Raw genomic sequence first — 18,975 nt, forward strand, 5'->3', positions numbered from 1 at the left:
TTTAATCCTCCAGATAGCTGACGCCCGTCTCCGGTGTTTCACCGACGGTCACCCGATGGAGCCGGCACTGCTTGCCGTCAAAGTATGGCTTCAATCTCTCATAGATATAGGCGGCAATATTCTCCGATGATGGATTCTTTTCCTTAAAGTAAGGCAGTTCGTTCAGGTCGGTATGGTCTAAATCCGAGAGGACCTCGGAGAGGGTCTTCTTAATAATTCTGAAATCCACGCCCATACCCATATTATCCAGGGAGGCGCACCTCACAGCAACCTCTATTGACCAATTATGCCCGTGGTGTTTCTCGCAGTTCCCCGGATAATCCCGCAGGTGGTGGGCGGCTGAAAAGTGGGAACGGATAAATACTTCGTACATGTACAAGACCTCCTAATCAAAGCTGGCCAGAAACATGCCGCTTTTATCATCGAGTTTTCTTCTGGCCTCAAGCCCTTCTATTTCCATAATCAGCGCCTCAATGACCAAAAAGGTGCGGGCATCGCGCCTGACACAACCGACAACCGCTTCATCCCCTCTGCCTATGGCAGTATGCACATGAATCAAGGGTTCCCGGTCATTCCAGAGTATGCTCCCCAGTCCGACGATCTCTCTGGCATCACCGGTAAACTCCTTCCACATAGGCTTAGGCGGAATGTCCGGCCTTTCCGGGCCGGTTACCACCCCGGCCTGCCGCAGCCCCCCGAGCAGGAAAAACCAGGCCACTCTGATCCCCTTCTCTATGGCGACCTTTTTGATCCCCTCCAGCGGGTCATCTCCGTCACTAAAGTATAAAACAAAGGTACGCGCAATCCTGCCTTCTCTGTATTCCATTATAACCCCCTTATCAGCCGCCAGTGTTCAGCAACTCATAACTCCTTGCCCTTCTCCTGTCTCCTGACTTCTGTCTCCTGACTACTGTCTCCTGACTCCTATTCCCTTGCAGTCCCCGACCGCCGTTCCATAAGCCATATCAAGAAAATACTTAATTCATAGAGCACAAGAAGAGGGCCGGCCATAAGCAACTGATTTACGACGTCCGGCGTAGGAGTAATCAGGGCGGCCAGGATAAATATACCTAAGATAGCATACTTCCGGTTTCGTCTCAAAAATGATACGGTTACCACGTGCATTCTGGCCAGGAAGCACATCACCACCGGAAACTCAAAAACCAGACCAAAGGCCAGAAGAAGACGCGTAGCAAAGGAAAAGTATTCGCCTATGGCAGGCACAGCGCTCAGGTGCTCGGAATTGTAGCCCAAGAAAAATTTAAAAGCCACCGGAAACACGACAAAGTAGGCAAAAAGTAGTCCACAGACAAAGAAGAAGGTGGAGGCCAAAACGAATGGTACGGCCATTTTTTTCTCATGCTCATAAAGCCCGGGTTCAATAAAGGTCCAGACTTGATAAAGAATAACCGGGCCGGCCTCAACCACACCGGCAAAAAAAGCCAGTTTGAGATAAAGAAAAAATGCCTCCGGATAACCGGTAAATATAAGCGCATCACCCGGCGGAAGCAGCCTGTAAAGGGGACGGGCCAATAGGTCAAAAATCTCCTGTGAAAAGGCATAGGAAAAGAGAAACCCAATACCTATAGCCATGAATGAGATGACCAGACACCTGCGCAATTCTTCCAGATGGCCAGTGAGGGGGAGTTTTTCTGTCTTCATTAGCTATTGGGATGTGATGAGCTAATCACAAATGTGGCAGGGAGACACCTGATATCCAGAATAACAAAAAGTGGTACTTACCTTTTTGTACAGGTAAGTACCACAAGAAAACAAGCAGATAGAGAGGATATTATATTCCTCTCCATATCTCAAACTATCTATTAAACTTATTAAGGTGTTAGGATTTAACGACCTGATCCTTTAATTATTACTAGTGATGCGAGCCGCCGCCCTTTTTGAGGTCTTCGACCGTCTTCAGCACTACGTACGTCAGGGCAACCCCCAGGACCACGATAACGGTATAGGTAATGCCGAAAAATACCCCGTGGCCGGCATCCCAGGGAATCCCCCAGGGCAGAAAATTATGCACCGTATGAATCATAACCACACCTCACTACGTACTTGATTGTATTTTTTTGTAGCAAAACTCGCCGGTAAAGTCAATAATAAAGTGCCAGAAATAATTGATAATGTCGGTTGATTGTTGCCAGGATTGACAAAAAGCAGCTAATTCAGGGGAATAAGGGACTATTTTTCTTGCAGGAAAAAAGAAGTTATGTTAATAAAATAGAGACGTTAGCCCGGTTTCTTGTTCCAGAAAGGACTGACCAAGAGGCAAAGATTACTTGAAAGCCCATTCTTCATCGCCGGTAGATACATCTACCCTCAAACTGGATTTTAAAGATAATGCCCTGGCCAAAGCGCTATTTGGCGAACAAAACCAGAATCTCAAACTGCTGGAGCAGCACTTGGGTGTTCACGCCGGAGTCAAGGGCAACACATTGACTTTAACCGGTCTGTTGCCGGACGTCCAATTGGCCGCGGAGATATGCCGGCAGTTATATGACCTTCTGCACTCCGGCTATCCCATATACCCGCATGACGCGGAATATGCCATCCGGATTCTGAGCAGCGATCCCTCCGTAAAGTTAAAAGATATATTCCTCGATACCGTGTATATTACTTCCGGCAAGAGGGTGGTTACTCCCAAAAGTCTTGCCCAGAAAGAATATATCGACGCCATGCGCAAGCATGACATTGTCTTCGGCATCGGGCCGGCGGGTACCGGCAAGACCTATCTGGCCATGGCTATGGCCGTCTCCGCATTGGTGAAAGAAGAGGTCTTAAGGATTATACTGGCCCGCCCCGCGGTCGAGGCCGGAGAAAGACTTGGCTTTCTTCCCGGTGATCTCTATGAAAAGGTCAATCCCTACCTCAGGCCCCTTTACGATGCCCTGTACGATATGATGAACTTTGAGAGGGCCACTAAACTTATTCAGCGCGGGGTGATAGAAGTAGCCCCCCTGGCCTTCATGCGCGGAAGGACACTAAACGACTCTTTTGTTATATTGGACGAGGCCCAGAACAGCACCTCCGAACAGATGAAAATGTTTCTGACCCGGCTCGGATTTGGGTCCAAGGCCGTAATCACCGGGGATATAACCCAGATCGACCTTCCGGAAGGCAAACCATCGGGACTGATCGAGGCGCGTAGGATACTGGAGGGCATTCCAGGCATACGTTTTGTGTATTTCTCTAAAAGAGATGTCATCAGGCACAGACTGGTCCAGGAAATTATCCACGCCTACGAAAAAGTAGATGCCGAAAAAGGGCGTGCACATTAGTCAACTAACCCCCATGCCAGGCAAAGAAGAAAAACCGGCCAAGCCCATGTCCATCAGCGGCGCATTGTCAAGGCTGGGCGAAAAGACGCCGCAACTCCTTAGGGATGCGTCCTTTCAGCGCTGGTTAATGCTGGTCACGCTTAGCCTTTTCATAGCATTTCTTTTATCTCCAAGCTTGTCACAAAAAAATGTCCGGTACAAACCCGGTGATGTGGCCGAAGAAGATATAAAGGCTTCCCGCGATTTTTCAGTTGAATACTATCCGCCCCTGGGGGGAAACGGGCCTGAAACGGCTAACCCCGGTCTATCTCAAGGTACGGCGCAAATCGAAGATCCGCCGGGGCAGACAAACCTTGCCACTAAGTCCACAGAGACAGGCCGAATATCTGCCGGGGCAGAAGCACCCCAGGATCAGGGACAATCTATAGCAGCGCCGGTTTATCTCCAGATCAAAAAGGGAGAGATAATCGTTCGCGAAGGAGAGCGCATACAGGACGCGCATCTTATCAAACTAAAGGCCCAGCAAAGCCCTTCCCGGCAGGTGGATACCATCTCTATATTTCTGGGTTCAGCGCTGCTTACTGCCATTATCCTCAAAACGCTTTATAATGCCTCACTCAAGCGGGTTAAATCCTTCATAGCCAGCAATAAAAATCTACTTTTCTTCTGTGTGCTCTTGGCTCTCGTGCTTATTGCCGCAAAGATATCTCTGTTTGTTGTTCGGGCAGTCACTGTCAATATGCCGCAACTGGATCCGAATGTCCTTTTATATGCCCTGCCCGTCGCTTCCGCGGCTATGTTGGTAAGTGTGTTTTTCACGGCAGACATGGCCATTATATTTTCTCTGCCCGCCTCTATCCTGGCCGCCCTGCTCCTCGCAAACACCCTGGAATTTTTTATCTACTTTCTGGTAGGCAGCATAATCGCCTCCCGCAACGTCTCCCAGTTCAAGGAACGGGGAAATGTATTGAAGGCCGGCGCCATAGTCGGACTGGTCCAGGTGCTCATGATTATTGCTTTTAACCTCTCTACCGGTTCTTTCTTTGCCTTTAAAACCATTGAAGGTATGTTTACCGCCTTTGCGGGGGGCTGCCTTCTGGGGATCATAGTCATCGGTCTCATCCCCATTGTAGAGATCCTCTTTGGATATACCACAAATTTCAAACTGCTTGAACTGGCCAGCATGGACCATCCGCTCCTGCAAGAACTGATGGTGCAGGCCCCGGGGACATACCATCACAGCGTGATCGTAGGAAGTATGGTAGAGTCAGCCGCCCGGGCCGTTGGCGCGAACTCATTGCTGGCCAAGGTCAGCGCCTATTACCACGATATCGGTAAAACAAAAAAACCCGTTTATTTTATTGAAAACCAAATAGGGATGGACAACAAACATGAAAGGCTCGCTCCTTCTATGAGCAGCCTTATCCTTATCTCCCATGTCAAAGATGGCGTAGAATTGGCCAGAAAACATAAATTAGGCACAGAGATGATCGACATCATCCGGCAACACCACGGTACAAGCCTTATTTCTTATTTTTATGAAAAGGCCAGGAGCGCGCAGGATTCAGACCAGTCTGCAGTCCGTATAGAGGATTTTCGCTATCCCGGCCCCACACCCCAGACCAAGGAGGCCGGGCTGATAATGCTGGCCGACGCGGCTGAGGCTGCCTCCCGGACCCTCAATGATCCTACGCCGGCCAGAATCCAGGGTATGGTCCAAAAGATCATAAATAATATCTTCGCCGACGGCCAGCTCAATGACTGCGAGCTCACGCTCAAGGATATGCATCAGATAGCAAAGAGCTTTACACGCGTCCTGACGGGTATATTCCATCAGCGCATTGAATATCCGGAAACGACTGCCAGGGGTAACGGAGTAAAAAAAACCAATGCCGATTCTGATCAGCAACAAACAAAAGACGATAAGGATCGACCGCCGAAAGATAAGGGAAAAAGCGGAGAAACTTTTAAGAAACTTGGCTCATCCTGACGCCGAGCTGAGTATTCTTTTCGTAAATGACGAAGAGATAACCCGCTTGAATGAACTCTATCTGAAACGGAGCGGACCGACCAACGTCATATCATTTCCCATGCAGTCCCCGGATCTCCCCGGCATACACCCTGAAATCCTGGGAGATGTGGTTATTTCCATGGAGACCGCCGGTCGGGAGGCCGGGCAGGAAGATATCAGCCTCGAGGCAAAAACAGACTGGCTTCTTGTCCACGGTATATTACACCTGTTAGGTTACGATCATGAAAAGGCGAAAGACGCCCGTGCGATGTTTAAAAAAGAAAAAGAAATGTTAGATATTTTAAGGAGGGACTAGAAGTGGCAAAACTGGCGGTAAATGTCGATCACATAGCCACAGTACGGCAGGCCCGGCGTACTATAGAACCGGATCCGGTGGCAGCCGCGGCTATAGCTGAACTGGCCGGGGCAGAAGGGATCATCATCCATCTGCGCGAAGACCGGAGACATATCCAGGACAGAGACCTCCATATCCTGAAACAGACCGTAAAGACCAAATTAAATCTGGAGATGGCCGCCACGGAAGAGATGATTAGCATCGCCGGCCAAATCAGACCGGACATGGTTACCCTCGTTCCGGAAAAAAGGGAGGAATTAACCACAGAAGGCGGCCTGGACGTAAGCCGGAAATCTTTATTGAAAAAGGCGATAGCCACACTCAAGAAAAACGGCATACTGGTAAGCCTTTTCATCAATCCGGAACCGGCTGATGTCAAGGTCTCGCAAGGATTAGGGGCCGACTTTGTAGAAATCCATACCGGACGCTACGCCGATGCCCAAAATGAGGTCGAAAAGAAGCAGGAATTATTTCGCGTTAGAAAGGCCGTGGAAACCGCCCATAGACTAAAGCTCAGGATCAATGCCGGCCACGGCCTTAATTATATAAACATCAAGCCGCTGGTGGCCTGGCCGGAGATAGAGGAATTCAGCATCGGCCATAGCATCATAGGGCGGGCAGTCCTGGTGGGTATGGAAAAGGCGGTAAGGGAGATGCTGGCCTTAATCAGGCAGGGGTGATAAGTGATGTGTCAAGCTGATCGCTGAAGGGGCTGATGGCTATTTATTATGATTTATGGCGTAGGTACAGATATCGTTGAGATCGCCCGTATCCGCGAGGTGCTGACAAAGTTCGGAACCCGTTTCCAGGAAAGAATTTTTACGCCGGTCGAAAATGCCTATTGTCTTAAAAAAAAGGAGTCGCACCTGCATTATGCCCTTCGCTTCGCGGCCAAGGAGGCCTTTGCCAAGGCGATTGGCCTGGGGATGCAGTCTGGTATAACTTGGAGAGACATCGAGATATCCAATGAGGCATCCGGAAAGCCGATATTGAACCTATATGGGCCAAGCGCTGAACTCTGTGGAAGGCTGGACATACAACGAAAATTTGTCAGTCTTTCCCATGAAAGAGATTATGGCATAGCCGTGGTTATCCTCGAAACGGATAGCTCGTAGCTATCCTGTTATACGTTCACCGTTATCCGTTTACTGTTGTCCGTAAGAAATCATAAGAGTCGAGTCTATGCGACCTAAAAACCGTCTTTTTTGGGAACGGTCAACGGTGAACGGTTATGTTATCCCGGAGGTTTTACATGAAGCTCGTTACTGCATCTGAGATGAGAGAAATAGATAGAACCGCCATCGAGAAATACGGCATCCCCGGCCCGGTGCTTATGGAAAATGCGGGGCACGGCGCGGCCGAGGCCATCCTCGCGGCCAGGCCCGAATTAAAAGGTGGACAAAAGGTGGCCATCTTCTCCGGCCCGGGCAATAATGGCGGTGACGGGTTCGTCATCGCTCGCTGGCTCGCCGAAAGAGGCGTACTGGTTACCGTCTATCTCCTCACCTCCCCGGAGAAGCTCAAAGGGGATGCCTTAACCAATTATAAGGTCATCACGCATCTCGATATCCCGGTCATCGCCGTCCCCGGCGATCAGGAATGGGCAAGATACCAGGATCGGGCGGCGAGCGAAAATGTCTTTTTTATTGATGCCATCTTTGGCACCGGCCTTAAAGGAGACGTCCGGGGGGTAATGGCCACGGTTATAAACTGGCTGAATGAGCTAAAGAAACCGGTCTGGTCTCTTGATATCCCATCCGGTCTGGATGCCGATACAGGCCGGCCTTTGGGCACGGCGGTGAAGTCGGATTGCACCATAACCTTCGGCCTGCCCAAGATCGGCCAGATAGTTCCTCCAGGGCCGGAATTTATCGGCTCCCTCAAGATAATAGACATAGGAATACCGGCAAGGGCCGTAGAAGAAAATAGAATCCGCCGCGAACTTCTCGACCGTAATATATGCTATGATTGGATTTTGCCCCGGCCGCCGGACAGCCACAAGGGCACCTATGGCCACGTCCTGATTATTGCCGGTTCACCCGGGAAGAGCGGCGCGGCCATCCTCACCTGCCTGGGGGCCCTACGTTCCGGAGCCGGATTAGTCACGTGCGGCCTGCCGAAGAGCCTCAACCCTGTATTTGAAACTAAAGTGACCGAGGCTATGAGTGAGCCGCTTCCTGAGACTATTGACGGCACCCTTTCTACCGCCGCCTATGATCGTATTATGGAACTCATAGAAAACAAGAAGGTCCTGGCCATCGGGCCCGGCCTCTCCCTTCATCCTGAGACCCAGGCCCTCATACGACGTTTGGTGGCCGAAGCAGATATCCCTATGGTTATTGATGCCGACGCCATAAGAGCCATAAAAGGATATTTGCATATATTAAAAGAAAGCATTAATATACGTATTTTAACGCCACATCCGGGTGAAATGGGCCGGCTGGCGGACAAAAAAACCTGGGAGATACAGGAAAACCGCCTGTCTATGGCCGAAGGACTATCAAAAGAATATGGTATCTATACCGTGCTCAAGGGAGCAGCTACGCTAATTGCGGCCCCTAACGGAGAAACGGCCGTAAACTCTACCGGCGGCCCCGCCCTGGCTAGCGGGGGCATGGGTGATGTATTGACCGGAACGATCGCGGGATTTATGGCTCAGGGGTATAACCCTTTCCGGGCGGCCTGCCTGGGGGTATTCTGCCATGGGCTGGCCGGTGACAGATTGTCCGGTCAGAAGAAAATCTCCGGAATCCTGGCCACGGAAGTAGCTCAGGCCATACCCGGGATACTGGCTGCACTTCGCACCCCCGGAGACAACGCGCATGGCCAAAGCGATAACCATCACCTGTAAAAATCCCGTTGAGACCTTTAACCTGGGTATCGGCCTGGGGAAAATTTTAATGGGCGGCGACGTGGTGACTTTACAAGGCGAACTTGGGGCCGGTAAGACCTGGTTCACCAAAGGAATCGCCCACGGATTGGGGATAACGAATACTAATGCCGTAACCAGCCCCTCTTTTACCATAATTAATGAATACCAGGGGCGTTTGCCGCTATTCCACATGGATTTTTACCGGCTGGAAAACGAAGAGGCGGCATCTGATCTGGGGCTGGAAGAATATCTCTATGGGCAAGGAGTGACCGTAATAGAATGGCCGGAACGTCTGGCCGGGATTATACCTGCCGGCCGTCTGGAAGTCCGCTTTATCTTTTCGGCGGAAGATAAAAGAGAGATTGTACTTATACCCCATGGTAAAGACTGGGAAGAAAGAATTGCAAAAATTGCCGAAAATTTAGTATGGTAATTGGACGCAGATAAACGCAGATTACCAGGATATTAACAGCTTCATATTTACCGCAGAGATCGCAGTAGTCAATAGTCAGTGGTCAGTAGTTATTTGCAACGGACAACGGACTACGAACAACGGGCAATAGGCGCTCAGCGGTAAAAAAGCTTTTCTGCGGATATCGGCGAAAATCTGCGTACTATTTTATAAGGCCTTGGAGGAGAATTCTGAAGCATGGCTTTAATCGTACAAAAATACGGCGGGACATCGGTCGGTGATACAGAACGGATCAGACGGGTAGTCCGGAGGGTCATCGAAACCAAAAAACAGGGAAATGACGTGGTGGTCGTGCTTTCCGCCATGTCCGGCGAAACAAATAAGCTTATCTCGCTGGCCCATCAGATAACTGAAGACCCTGATCCGCGCGAACTGGATGTACTTGTTTCTACGGGTGAGCAAATAACCATCGCCCTCTTTGCCATAGCCGCCAAAACCATGGGCTGCGATGCCCGTTCTTTTCTCGGCCACCAGGTCCGTATTCTAACCGACAACGCCTATGGCAAGGCCCGTATTACAGATATTGATACATCTCTGATCAGAGAAAACCTGAAACAGGGACGTATTATAGTTATTGCCGGGTTCCAGGGCATAGATGCCGATGGGAACATTACCACCTTGGGGCGGGGCGGATCAGACACTACAGCGGTCGCGCTGGCGTCCGCGCTGGGCGCCGATCTATGCGAGATATTTACAGACGTAGAAGGGGTCTTTACCACCGATCCCAATGTCTGCTCCAATGCCCGCAAGATAGATCGCATCTCTTATGATGAGCTGCTGGAAATGGCCAGCCTGGGGGCAAAGGTCATGGAGATCCGGTCGGTAGAATTTGCGAAACGATATAATGTTCCCATGCATATACGTTCATCTTTCAACAACAATCCAGGAACAATGGTTGTACAGGAGGAAGAAGAAATGGAAGATAGAGTGGTGACGGGCGTGACCTATAACAAAAGCGAGGCCCGCATTACCCTGACCAAGGTGCCGGACAAGCCGGGCATTGCTGCCAGGATATTCACACCTATTTCAGATGCCAACATTGCTGTGGATATGATTATTCAGAACACCCGGGCCTCAGACCTGACCGATCTCACCTTTACCGTACCTAGGGCCGATTTCAGAAAGGCCATGGAGATAGTGCAACGGCTCGGAAAAGAGATCGGCTGTGAACGCGTTATGGGTGATGAGAACATCGCCAAGGTCTCCCTGATCGGTCTGGGTATGCGTAACCACGTAGGTATCGCCGGCAAGATGTTCGGCGCCTTGGCCGCACACAACATAAACATCATGATGATAAGCACCTCTGAAATAAAGATTTCAGCAATTATAGACGAGAAATATACCGAGCTGGCCGTGCGTGTCCTGCATGATGCATTCGAATTGGGAGGCACAAAAGACCTGCCGGAAACCACGTAGTAAATTCGAATTTCGAAATTCGAATTTTTAAGAGGTATCAAGAATGCGACGTATAGAAGTCTATGATACTACATTAAGAGACGGCACCCAGGCCGAAGATTTTAACGTTTCGGTCGAAGACAAGGTACGGATTTCTCTAAAGCTCGATGAATTGGGTATCCACTATATTGAGGGTGGGTGGCCCGGGTCAAACCCCAAGGACGTACAGTTCTTTAAGGAAATAAAAAATTACGCCCTTTCCTCAGCCAGGATTACGGCATTTGGCAGCACCCATAATCCGCGCGCCACACCGGAACAAGACATCAACCTGCGCGCCCTTGTAGAGGCACAGACAGAGGTTATTACTATCTTTGGCAAGACCTGGGATGTACACGTTCGTGATGCCTTGCGTATCAGCCTGGAGCGTAATCTGGAGATAATCCGTGATTCCTTAGCTTATCTCCGTCCCCATGTAAAGAGGCTTTTTTATGATGCCGAACATTTCTTTGATGGATTTAAGGCCAAGCCGGATTATGCCCTGGCCACGCTGGGGCAGGCTGTCGCTGCCGGTGCAGACTGCCTTGTCCTCTGTGATACCAATGGCGGGACGTTGCCCCAGGAAGTGGCTAAGATCATCGGTAAGGTAAAAAAAGAATTTAAAAATGTCTCCTTTGGCATTCATACCCACAACGATAGCGGATTGGCGGTGGCTAATTCCCTGGTTGCCGCGGAGCTGGGGGCTTCTCAGGTACAGGGAACGATGAACGGCTATGGTGAACGCTGCGGGAACGCCAACCTGTGTACGATCATTCCCAACCTGATGCTGAAAATGAGGATACCGTGCATCACAGATGAGCATCTCACCAGGCTCAGTGAGATATCGCGGTTTATAACGGAAATTGCCAACCTGCCCCACAACAAATATCAACCCTATGTAGGGGCCAGCGCCTTTGCTCACAAGGGAGGCATCCACGTAAGCGCCGTGCAGAGAAATCCGGAAACCTATGAACACATCCGTCCGGAAAAGGTGGGAAATATACAGCGGATACTTATATCCGACCTCTCCGGAAAGAGCAATATCCTCCATAAGGCCATGCGGTACGGCCTGGACCTCGAAAGTCGTGATCCGGTTGTACTGGAGATATTGAAGCAACTCAAGGAACTGGAAAATCAGGGATATCAGTTTGAAGGGGCCGAGGCCTCCTTTGAACTCTTGATGCAAAGGGCCCTCGGTACGCAGAAAAAATATTTCGATCTTCTCGGGTTCCGGGTCATTGACCAGAAATCAAAAGAAGCCGATGAGGCGCAGGCGGAAGCAACCATCATGCTTGGAGTCGGCGGGAAGGTCGAGCATACGGCCGCCATCGGCAATGGGCCGGTAAACGCCCTGGACAATGCCATCCGTAAGGCCCTGGAAAAGTTTTATCCGGAACTCAAGGAAATTCACCTCGATGACTATAAGGTACGCGTCATCCCTGATAAGACCGGCACCGGCGCCCGGGTAAGAGTGCTTATCGAAAGCAGCGACAGGGAAGATACCTGGGGCACGGTGGGCGTTTCCACAGACATCATCGAGGCCAGTTGGCAGGCCCTCGTGGATGGCATTAATTATAAGCTCCTTAAAGACAGCAAAAAGAAAAAAGGGGTGAGTTAGCGTTTACACGTTTGAACGTTTATGACCAGATACGAGCAACAGGCCATCCTATTACTGGCTGTTATCTTGCTCGGTGTCTATCTTTACCTCTCTTATGGCAGAACTCCCGGGTCAGCCTCACCTACAGAGTCATTTCCCACCCAGGGTCTAAAATACGTCCGAGTCATGGGTGAAGTCCGATCTCCCGGCCTCTATACTTTCTACTTACAACCATCAGTCAAAGAAGTAATTGAAAGGGCGGGCGGTTTGAAACGAAATCACTTGCCCTCCCCTGCCCTCCCGTCACAGAAAGTGCCTACCGCTACAAAGCTTCTGGTTACCCCTAAACCGGAGGGGACAGATGAGGTTAAAATTATTCCCATGACGAATCCCGAACGCCTTCTCCTGGGCATACCCATGCCCTTAAGCACGGCCACGGAACAGAATCTGGAACTCATCCCCGGCATCGGGCCGCAACTTGCCCGGCGCATCATTATCTTTCGCGAACAAAATGGACCGTACGAAGACCTTGCTGATCTTATGAATATCAAGGGGATCGGGGAAAAGAAACTAAAAGAAATAGCACCCTATGTAACTGTAAAAAATTGAATTCCCCCCTTTTTCCTAATTTTTGGTCAATACCTGTAAAAATGTGAAAAGTTTTACACACAGTGGAAATGAAGTTCTCACAATTGGTATTTCATTTCCACTTCTTAATTGATTGACGGCCTATACCAGATTTCCCCATTTATTATAACTAATTGACAACGTTATATTTATTATATTCCGGAGTCATTTTAAATACGTTGGCATAAAAGTTGCTTTTTATTCCAGACAAAAAAGTGTCGGCAACAATCATCGTTGCCATATGGCATGTAGGTATTGCATTACATCTCAGGAGAACAGTATGAAAAAGCGGTTGGCTTTGCTTGTTTTATTGATCATTTTTGTCTCGTCACAGGCTTTTGCAATAGAGATCCCCTTTAGCGATACTTCTTACTATTGGCCTACATGGGAAAACGGAACGACTGATGATACTAGGGATACCATTGGAATACCAAATTTTACCGGAGGTAAGGTATCTATATCAAGCAATGGTCACCTTGAAAACATTTGCTTTAATTATAAGGCAGATAATTACCTGAGTATTTGGAATGTCCTGAAACCGAGCGACCTTTTTATTGATATTGGAGCGGATAATACCTGGGACTATCTGGTGAAGACAAATGGGCAAAAAACAGCGGGCGATTACGGTCTTTTCTCTATTAATATTTCCTCGATAAAGGGTGACAATGACTCATCCTATATACTTTCGGGTAATGACAATACAGGTACTTGGTATGGTTACTGTATCAGGGACCGTCACCCGATTGCGATTAATCTGGGCACTTCCACTACTGCACAAACCACCTATTTTTCGGGTTGGCAAATCCCCGGAGCCACAGGCACTGAAGTCACCTCTTTTTTTGACTTCTCAGATTACCCAATATACCTTGGTTCAGATGACTTCATTATCAGCTGGACCGTGAATTGTTCCAACGATGTAGTATATGAAAGGTTTACGGGGGGCGGCACTCCGGTTCCTGAACCGGCTACCATGACCCTTTTGGGCTCCGGGCTGATAGGCCTGGCCGCGCTCGGCAGAAAAAAATTTTCTAAAAAATAAAGCTCTAGGCCATTAGAAATTAATCTGGTAGTCTGAGTGCCGAAAAGGACCACTTTGTGGGCACCATTTAAAGTCGACAAATGTTTCTTTGGGCCTGCCAGAATCAGAGGCAGACTTGGCCTTCAAAAGAGGCCTAGGAACCAATAAAAGGAATAATGACAATGGAAAAGAGATTATTAGCAGGATTGGTCGTAGGATTTTTTATAGCCTGGATAACTGGAACGGCAGAAGCTATACAGCTAACACCATCATCGGTTACGGGCACTGGAACTTTTAACAACTCAGTTTCGCTTCTGTACGATAACTATATCCCTACCGAAGGGACTCAATGGCAAACAAATACAGTTTGGTGGTATGGCACATCACCTACTTTTACTTTCGATTATGGCACGACATTTCATATTGAAGATATGATTCTTTCTATTGACAATAATGATACATACAGAGTGGACTATTCGCTGGATAATCAAAACTGGAGCGAATTGTTCACAATTGCCAGTTCATACGGTGAGATAGGGTGGGGCATGGACACTATGAGCACTATTTCCGGTGGTCCTGAATACATTTCGCAAATTGATTTTGTTAATCCTATTTCAGCCCAATACCTTCGCATTTATGCCACAGGAGGAGATAATAAGTATTCAGTTGGTGAATTTCAGGCTTTCGGCACAACTCCAGTCCCTGAACCTGCCACCATGCTTCTCTTTGGTACCGGTATAGCGGGCTTTGCCGGAACCAGGCTAAAAAGAAGGAAAAAGTGACCAATTGAAAGGCAGGGTCATTAAGGCTCTGCCTTTCCCATTTTAATCGGCGGCAAAAAACACCGAACCAGGCATCCAAGCGGACGGCGGGAAGCTGGTTGCGTCGTTACACGGCAAGGTTCTTGGCCACCGCTGCTTAGTTTGCTTGTTGAGTCTATGGGAACAGTCCGAAACACTTCAATAATTTCTTGACCTCTCATAAGAATCTGTGCTGACATTGAGGCAGTTGGAGTTTACCAAGACCATTAAGGATATCCGAAAGCCTGACCTTCTAGTTCTCGGTGAGGTTCCAGAGATTTTTCAACCAGATGTATTTGGTCCCTTTAAGTTCTTTGCACTCTGCTTCGGCCAATGTATCGGCCTCCATTTTTCGGACCTTATCAATCGCCTCCATGAGATGACGTTGGCCAACTGATCCCATGTTCCGGACATTCCACTCTCCTGGGCCGGTAGCAAAGAAAGACCGGGATACCCCAGAGGAAAATATGTCTCCAACTCCTCTCTTGAGTTTGTCCTTTGGGCGGATGCGTCTCCCGCAAACACTGCACGGCAACTTACGCCCCTTTTTTGGCTTCAACTTCATCCTCAGTTCGTTAACGAAAAAATTAGCCGAAACTACACAATGGTCCTTGCCTCCGAACGTAAAATGTATAATACTGTTAACAAACATGAGTCAACCTTCGTTCCGGGCATTCTCGCGAACCCTACAAAGGGATTTGGCTCATATTCTTACGAAGAGCCAAAAGCTTCTCGTCTAAACCTATATAACAGGGGTATCCAATCCAGGGGAGGGAAGGATGTCATTTATGCGTAAGTTCTTACTTATAACGATAAGCTTCCTTCTGGTAGAAATAGCATCATCATGGCTGATGGATATACCTTCTGCTGCTGCCTTACCGATAACTCTCTCAAATGTCCCGGCCTACAATTGGTACCACGGCTGTGGGCCTACTGCCGCCGCCTCTGTTATCGGCTACTGGGACCTCCACGGCTATGACAACTTATTTGATGCCAGTGGATGGGATAGCGTCTATCTCACGGCGAACGTCCAAAACCATATTTCCAGTCCGGCACACAATGAAAAGTATGATCCGACGCCGGATAACAGCAATTTACCTGAACCGCCCGACACCAGTATCGCTGACTTTTTTCATACCTCGGAAGATCCTCTTGGCTACGGTTGGAGTTACCAGTCTTTCTCCAATGACGCTTTTATCGGATACGCCAACTATCGTGGATATACTTTTGACGCCTGGTACGAGCCATATAGTAGCAATTCCACATGGGACAGTTTGATTGCTGAAATCGATGCCGGACGGCCTTTGATGTTCCTGGTCGATACTGACGGCAACGGGGGTACGGACCACTTCGTACCGGTATTGGGATACGACCCGGATAATCTTTGCTATGGACTGTATACTACCTGGAGCGAATATGAAACCCTTGTATGGAAACCCTTTCTTGGACTTGGTAACCCTTGGGGAGTGGGATACGCCACGTTTATCCAACCTCTCGATCCTCCAGATGTAACGATCCCCGAGCCTTCAGCCATACTTCTCTTAGCCAGCGGCCTGATTGGCCTCGTAATAAGAAAATGGACGACTCATCGCTCCTAATTTACTAAGTTACATTAAACCTAACAGTACATAAACAAGGTGAAAATAAATTACTAAAAGAAGAAAAATTTTTCTCCTCAAGTGGTAACCTTTTTCCACTTTTTATAAAGACTCATTTAAGCATATGTTATAAAAACAATAAGTTAAAACTATGGCATAAGATTTGCTTTTCTTGGAATAAACTACCATAAAGGGCTTATATTGACGGAGAGAAATGAGGATGAAAACTTTAAAAAGTTTTTTTATATTCGTATGGATGGTTCCCGTTGCGCTGGTGAGTTTAGCTTTATCTCCGATACCTGTCCTGGCGCTGCCATTGACGATTGGACTTGATACCGAGTTCTCCGGCGCACAGGCTCCTTCTTCCCCATCCACTCCATGGCTCACTGCGACTTTTATAGATAACACTGATGGTACGGTTGTATTGAAGATGGAGGCTACGAACCTGACTGGATCAGAATTTGTAAGTGATTGGTATCTCAATCTCGATCCCAATCTTGCTGTCACTTCCTTAACCTTTACTTACGATACATATTACTCTAGCGTCCAGGCAACCTCGTTTTTGACCGGAAGTAACGCCTTTAAGGCAGATGGAGACGGGTATTTTGATATCAAATTCTCTTTTGATACAGCAAGCGTATCTACTCGATTCGGTGAGGATGATTATTCGGTTTACGTAATTTCAGGTATCCCAGGACTTACCGCTTCATCCTTCAATTTTTATAGTGCTCCAGGAGGCGGCAACGGTAGCTATAGATCAGCAGCCCATGTCCAGGGCATTGATGATCCAAATTCCCCAGGCATAGACACTGATGGAAGTGGCTGGATCGGAGATGGAGATACAGGTGGTGGAAATCCTCCGGTTCCTGAACCCGCTACGATGCTTCTCGTCGGTTCCGGTTTGGTTGGTCTGGCAGGAATCAGGCGAAAAAAGTTCTTTAAAAAAATATCGTGATCTCACCGGGTCAGTCTCTCTATCCCTAGTTTCTCAAGTGTCTCCTTTTTGGGAATACCATTATTGTCCCAGCCGCGCAGTTCATAGTATCTATTCAGACACTGCTCTTTATCTTCCTCACTAACAAACGCCTTACAGCCTTTGGCCACTCCAGAAGGCAGGGGTTCATTCATGGCCCTGGCCGGGAGGCTATCGTCCTTGCGCGTTATCCCCTCTCCACAATTAAAGCCTCGAATAAGGGTGAATATTCGATTACCTATCTCCTGAATCTTCTCTTTATTCAATCCCAAACCCGTTGCGGCCTTAAAATAATCAAGACACATCTGGTGCGTAATAGTGTACAGGGCAAAAGCGCATATTATGTAGTTATCTCTGGCAATAGTCTCGTTTTGGGCCTCCACCAGCTCCTTGACAACCTCCATGGCCGGTTTATCAGGCGGACTATGCTCCGCAAGGCCATCGCGTAAGTGGCTGGCCCCGATATCAGCGGTCATATAGGCCAGCCCCTGGCCTAACTGTCCCCGTGTATTCCAGGCTGGAATCTCAAGACCTTTCACATGCATGGCAAAATCACGCGAACCGTGTCCCCACATCCCGGCTAATCTTTTGGCGCCCAGCCCCAACTGCCCGCCTATGCCCCTGCGATAAGCAATCTCCTCAATCAATGACAAAAGCCTCGTTTCATCGCCGAACTTAATCTTTTCTTTTATTATCCATTTTTCCGAACATTCCATGGCAAAGGCGATGACATTGCCGGTCGAAATCGTATCCAGGCCGTAAAGATCACATAGCTCATTGGCCTTAACCACGGCCTCATATCTCTTTAAGCCGCAGTTTGCCCCCAGCATAGCCAGGGTCTCATACTCCGGCCGGTCTTTACCTTGAGCAACCATAATGCCGCCACAGGCAATCGGGCAGGGACAACAGGGATTGAATTTAACCTTATTCTCCCTGTGGATGGTCTCCCCATCCAGTCCCTCATAGTATTCCCACTCACCTTTTTGAAAATTGAGGACCGGTAAGCGGTCTTTCCGGTGGGAATATTCCAATACTGACGAGGTGCCGTAAAGATAAAAGCCGGCGTTATCTTTACGCCTCTGCGCTGCGGCCCGAACGGCCCTTTGATTTAATTCCTTTATCTTTTTAGCATCATGAACCGGTATAGCCAGCGTGCCGTTTACCGCTACGGCCTTAAGGTTCTTCGCCCCGAAGACCGCCCCGGCTCCTCCCCGGCCCGCGGCGCGGCGCCTGTCACTAATCAGGCAGGAGAAAAGCGCCCTGTTTTCTCCGGCCACGCCGATGGAAACTACCTTCGTATCCTTGCCTTCCGCTGACTTTATAATCTTTTCTGTTTCAGCCGTGGTCCTTCCCCACAGGTGCGTGGCGTTCTTTATCTCAGCGCGGCCATTGGTTATAGAGACGTACACTGGCTCCTTGGCCTTGCCTTCTATGATCGCCAGATCAAAACCGCAGTATTTGAGGCCAGGGCCAAACAGCCCCCCGCTATAGCTATCCAGAAATATGCCGGTAAGGGGAGACTTGGTAATGACCGCGAAACGGCCACTAGATAGAATTTCCGTACCCTGAAAAGGCCCTGTAGCCAGGATAATTCTATTTTCAGGAGAAAGGGGGTCGATGCCCTTTTTAAGACCTTTTATAAAGTAGTAGGCCCCGATACCCTTGGCGCCAAGGTATTTGGTGATAATCTCCTCAGGTATCTCTTCTGTCTCGGTTTTCCCGCTGGTAAGATTTACCCTAAGAAGCTTCTTCCAATAACCGGTCATTTCGCCCCATCCTGCCTTGCTAAAGATCAATCCAGGGATTTACTGACAAGCAAAAAAATTCGTATCAGATTAGCTGGTTGAAAGAGTATTCTTAAATCCCTCCCAACCTCCCTTTTCCAAAGGGAGGAGAAACACCTCCCCCTTTGAAAAAGGGGGATTGAGGGGGAT

The 18,975-nt window shown here is 48.8% G+C and carries 20 protein-coding genes; 14 read left to right on the top strand and 6 right to left on the bottom strand.

Annotated elements, in window-relative coordinates; translation table 11 throughout:
• Position 1 precedes the first annotated feature (1 nt).
• The 4 genes from queD to PHT49_09570 all read right to left on the bottom strand — a co-directional run bounded on the left by queD (position 2) and on the right by PHT49_09570 (position 2,044).
• Positions 2-373, bottom strand: a complete 372-nt coding sequence (gene queD, locus PHT49_09555; protein MDD5452124.1) for a 6-carboxytetrahydropterin synthase QueD — start codon at positions 371-373, stop codon at positions 2-4.
• Positions 374-385: 12 nt separating this feature from the next.
• Positions 386-826, bottom strand: a complete 441-nt coding sequence (locus tag PHT49_09560; GenBank protein ID MDD5452125.1) for a DNA-binding protein — start codon at positions 824-826, stop codon at positions 386-388.
• A gap of 98 nt (positions 827-924) precedes the next feature.
• Positions 925-1,662, bottom strand: a complete 738-nt coding sequence (gene tatC, locus PHT49_09565) for a twin-arginine translocase subunit TatC (GenBank protein MDD5452126.1) — start codon at positions 1,660-1,662, stop codon at positions 925-927.
• A gap of 211 nt (positions 1,663-1,873) precedes the next feature.
• Positions 1,874-2,044 carry a hypothetical protein gene (locus PHT49_09570; protein MDD5452127.1) on the bottom strand — a complete coding sequence of 57 codons (171 nt, stop codon included), beginning with the start codon at positions 2,042-2,044 and terminating at the stop codon, positions 1,874-1,876.
• A gap of 244 nt (positions 2,045-2,288) precedes the next feature.
• Between PHT49_09570 and PHT49_09575 the strand changes: the two genes are divergently transcribed.
• The 12 genes from PHT49_09575 (at position 2,289) to PHT49_09630 (ending at position 14,452) form a co-directional block, all read left to right on the top strand.
• Complete coding sequence (locus tag PHT49_09575) at positions 2,289-3,287, top strand: PhoH family protein (GenBank protein ID MDD5452128.1); 999 nt, start codon at positions 2,289-2,291, stop codon at positions 3,285-3,287.
• A gap of 13 nt (positions 3,288-3,300) precedes the next feature.
• Entirely contained in the window at positions 3,301-5,277 is a 1,977-nt protein-coding gene (locus PHT49_09580) for an HDIG domain-containing protein (GenBank protein MDD5452129.1), read from the top strand.
• Positions 5,177-5,614 carry an rRNA maturation RNase YbeY gene (ybeY, locus tag PHT49_09585; GenBank protein ID MDD5452130.1) on the top strand — a complete coding sequence of 146 codons (438 nt, stop codon included), beginning with the start codon at positions 5,177-5,179 and terminating at the stop codon, positions 5,612-5,614. Before PHT49_09580 ends, ybeY begins: the two co-directional genes overlap by 101 nt.
• Positions 5,615-5,616: 2 nt before the next feature.
• Positions 5,617-6,333, top strand: a complete 717-nt coding sequence (locus tag PHT49_09590) for a pyridoxine 5'-phosphate synthase (GenBank protein ID MDD5452131.1) — start codon at positions 5,617-5,619, stop codon at positions 6,331-6,333.
• A 48-nt stretch (positions 6,334-6,381) separates the two neighbouring features.
• Positions 6,382-6,768 carry a holo-ACP synthase gene (gene acpS, locus PHT49_09595; protein MDD5452132.1) on the top strand — a complete coding sequence of 129 codons (387 nt, stop codon included), beginning with the start codon at positions 6,382-6,384 and terminating at the stop codon, positions 6,766-6,768.
• 137 nt (positions 6,769-6,905) lie between these two features.
• On the top strand, positions 6,906-8,504 hold the full coding sequence (locus PHT49_09600; protein ID MDD5452133.1) for an NAD(P)H-hydrate dehydratase: 1,599 nt from the start codon (positions 6,906-6,908) through the stop codon (positions 8,502-8,504).
• Complete coding sequence (gene tsaE, locus PHT49_09605) at positions 8,476-8,958, top strand: tRNA (adenosine(37)-N6)-threonylcarbamoyltransferase complex ATPase subunit type 1 TsaE (protein ID MDD5452134.1); 483 nt, start codon at positions 8,476-8,478, stop codon at positions 8,956-8,958. Before PHT49_09600 ends, tsaE begins: the two co-directional genes overlap by 29 nt.
• Before the next feature lie 216 nt (positions 8,959-9,174).
• The gene (locus PHT49_09610; protein ID MDD5452135.1) at positions 9,175-10,413 is read left to right on the top strand and encodes an aspartate kinase; all 1,239 of its coding nucleotides are present in this window, start codon (positions 9,175-9,177) and stop codon (positions 10,411-10,413) included.
• A gap of 43 nt (positions 10,414-10,456) precedes the next feature.
• Entirely contained in the window at positions 10,457-12,046 is a 1,590-nt protein-coding gene (gene cimA, locus PHT49_09615; GenBank protein MDD5452136.1) for a citramalate synthase, read from the top strand.
• A 21-nt stretch (positions 12,047-12,067) separates the two neighbouring features.
• On the top strand, positions 12,068-12,634 hold the full coding sequence (locus PHT49_09620; GenBank protein MDD5452137.1) for a helix-hairpin-helix domain-containing protein: 567 nt from the start codon (positions 12,068-12,070) through the stop codon (positions 12,632-12,634).
• A gap of 298 nt (positions 12,635-12,932) precedes the next feature.
• Positions 12,933-13,691, top strand: a complete 759-nt coding sequence (locus PHT49_09625; GenBank protein ID MDD5452138.1) for a PEP-CTERM sorting domain-containing protein — start codon at positions 12,933-12,935, stop codon at positions 13,689-13,691.
• Positions 13,692-13,852: 161 nt separating this feature from the next.
• Positions 13,853-14,452, top strand: coding sequence for a PEP-CTERM sorting domain-containing protein (locus PHT49_09630; protein MDD5452139.1), 600 nt, complete (start codon positions 13,853-13,855; stop codon positions 14,450-14,452).
• Positions 14,453-14,723: 271 nt separating this feature from the next.
• Here the strand turns inward: PHT49_09630 and PHT49_09635 are convergent, their stop codons facing one another.
• Positions 14,724-15,029, bottom strand: a complete 306-nt coding sequence (locus tag PHT49_09635; GenBank protein MDD5452140.1) for a transposase — start codon at positions 15,027-15,029, stop codon at positions 14,724-14,726.
• Positions 15,030-15,258: 229 nt separating this feature from the next.
• Between PHT49_09635 and PHT49_09640 the strand changes: the two genes are divergently transcribed.
• Together PHT49_09640 and PHT49_09645 are read left to right on the top strand one after the other, a co-directional pair.
• A complete protein-coding gene (locus PHT49_09640) occupies positions 15,259-16,068 on the top strand; it encodes a C39 family peptidase (protein ID MDD5452141.1) in 810 nt (269 codons plus the stop codon).
• A 220-nt stretch (positions 16,069-16,288) separates the two neighbouring features.
• The gene (locus tag PHT49_09645) at positions 16,289-17,023 is read left to right on the top strand and encodes a PEP-CTERM sorting domain-containing protein (GenBank protein MDD5452142.1); all 735 of its coding nucleotides are present in this window, start codon (positions 16,289-16,291) and stop codon (positions 17,021-17,023) included.
• A 2-nt stretch (positions 17,024-17,025) separates the two neighbouring features.
• On the opposite strand, the gene PHT49_09650 is transcribed toward PHT49_09645, so the two are convergent.
• Positions 17,026-18,807, bottom strand: coding sequence for an aldehyde ferredoxin oxidoreductase family protein (locus PHT49_09650; GenBank protein MDD5452143.1), 1,782 nt, complete (start codon positions 18,805-18,807; stop codon positions 17,026-17,028).
• Between the last annotated feature and the right edge of the window lie 168 nt (positions 18,808-18,975).

The sequence above is a fragment of the Desulfovibrionales bacterium genome (assembly GCA_028715605.1).
Taxonomy (GTDB): Bacteria; Desulfobacterota; QYQD01; order QYQD01; family QYQD01; genus QYQD01.

Bases quoted from the DNA above. Each gene is read 5' to 3' on its own strand.
- queD (MDD5452124.1), bottom strand. From the start codon at position 373: ATGTACGAAGTATTTATCCGTTCCCACTTTTCAGCCGCCCACCACCTG.
- PHT49_09560 (MDD5452125.1), bottom strand. From the start codon at position 826: ATGGAATACAGAGAAGGCAGGATTGCGCGTACCTTTGTTTTATACTTT.
- tatC (MDD5452126.1), bottom strand. From the start codon at position 1,662: ATGAAGACAGAAAAACTCCCCCTCACTGGCCATCTGGAAGAATTGCGC.
- PHT49_09570 (MDD5452127.1), bottom strand. From the start codon at position 2,044: ATGATTCATACGGTGCATAATTTTCTGCCCTGGGGGATTCCCTGGGAT.
- PHT49_09580 (MDD5452129.1), top strand. From the start codon at position 3,301: ATGCCAGGCAAAGAAGAAAAACCGGCCAAGCCCATGTCCATCAGCGGC.
- ybeY (MDD5452130.1), top strand. From the start codon at position 5,177: ATGCCGATTCTGATCAGCAACAAACAAAAGACGATAAGGATCGACCGC.
- acpS (MDD5452132.1), top strand. From the start codon at position 6,382: ATGATTTATGGCGTAGGTACAGATATCGTTGAGATCGCCCGTATCCGC.
- PHT49_09600 (MDD5452133.1), top strand. From the start codon at position 6,906: ATGAAGCTCGTTACTGCATCTGAGATGAGAGAAATAGATAGAACCGCC.
- tsaE (MDD5452134.1), top strand. From the start codon at position 8,476: ATGGCCAAAGCGATAACCATCACCTGTAAAAATCCCGTTGAGACCTTT.
- PHT49_09610 (MDD5452135.1), top strand. From the start codon at position 9,175: ATGGCTTTAATCGTACAAAAATACGGCGGGACATCGGTCGGTGATACA.
- cimA (MDD5452136.1), top strand. From the start codon at position 10,457: ATGCGACGTATAGAAGTCTATGATACTACATTAAGAGACGGCACCCAG.
- PHT49_09620 (MDD5452137.1), top strand. From the start codon at position 12,068: ATGACCAGATACGAGCAACAGGCCATCCTATTACTGGCTGTTATCTTG.
- PHT49_09625 (MDD5452138.1), top strand. From the start codon at position 12,933: ATGAAAAAGCGGTTGGCTTTGCTTGTTTTATTGATCATTTTTGTCTCG.
- PHT49_09630 (MDD5452139.1), top strand. From the start codon at position 13,853: ATGGAAAAGAGATTATTAGCAGGATTGGTCGTAGGATTTTTTATAGCC.
- PHT49_09640 (MDD5452141.1), top strand. From the start codon at position 15,259: ATGCGTAAGTTCTTACTTATAACGATAAGCTTCCTTCTGGTAGAAATA.
- PHT49_09645 (MDD5452142.1), top strand. From the start codon at position 16,289: ATGAAAACTTTAAAAAGTTTTTTTATATTCGTATGGATGGTTCCCGTT.
- PHT49_09650 (MDD5452143.1), bottom strand. From the start codon at position 18,807: ATGACCGGTTATTGGAAGAAGCTTCTTAGGGTAAATCTTACCAGCGGG.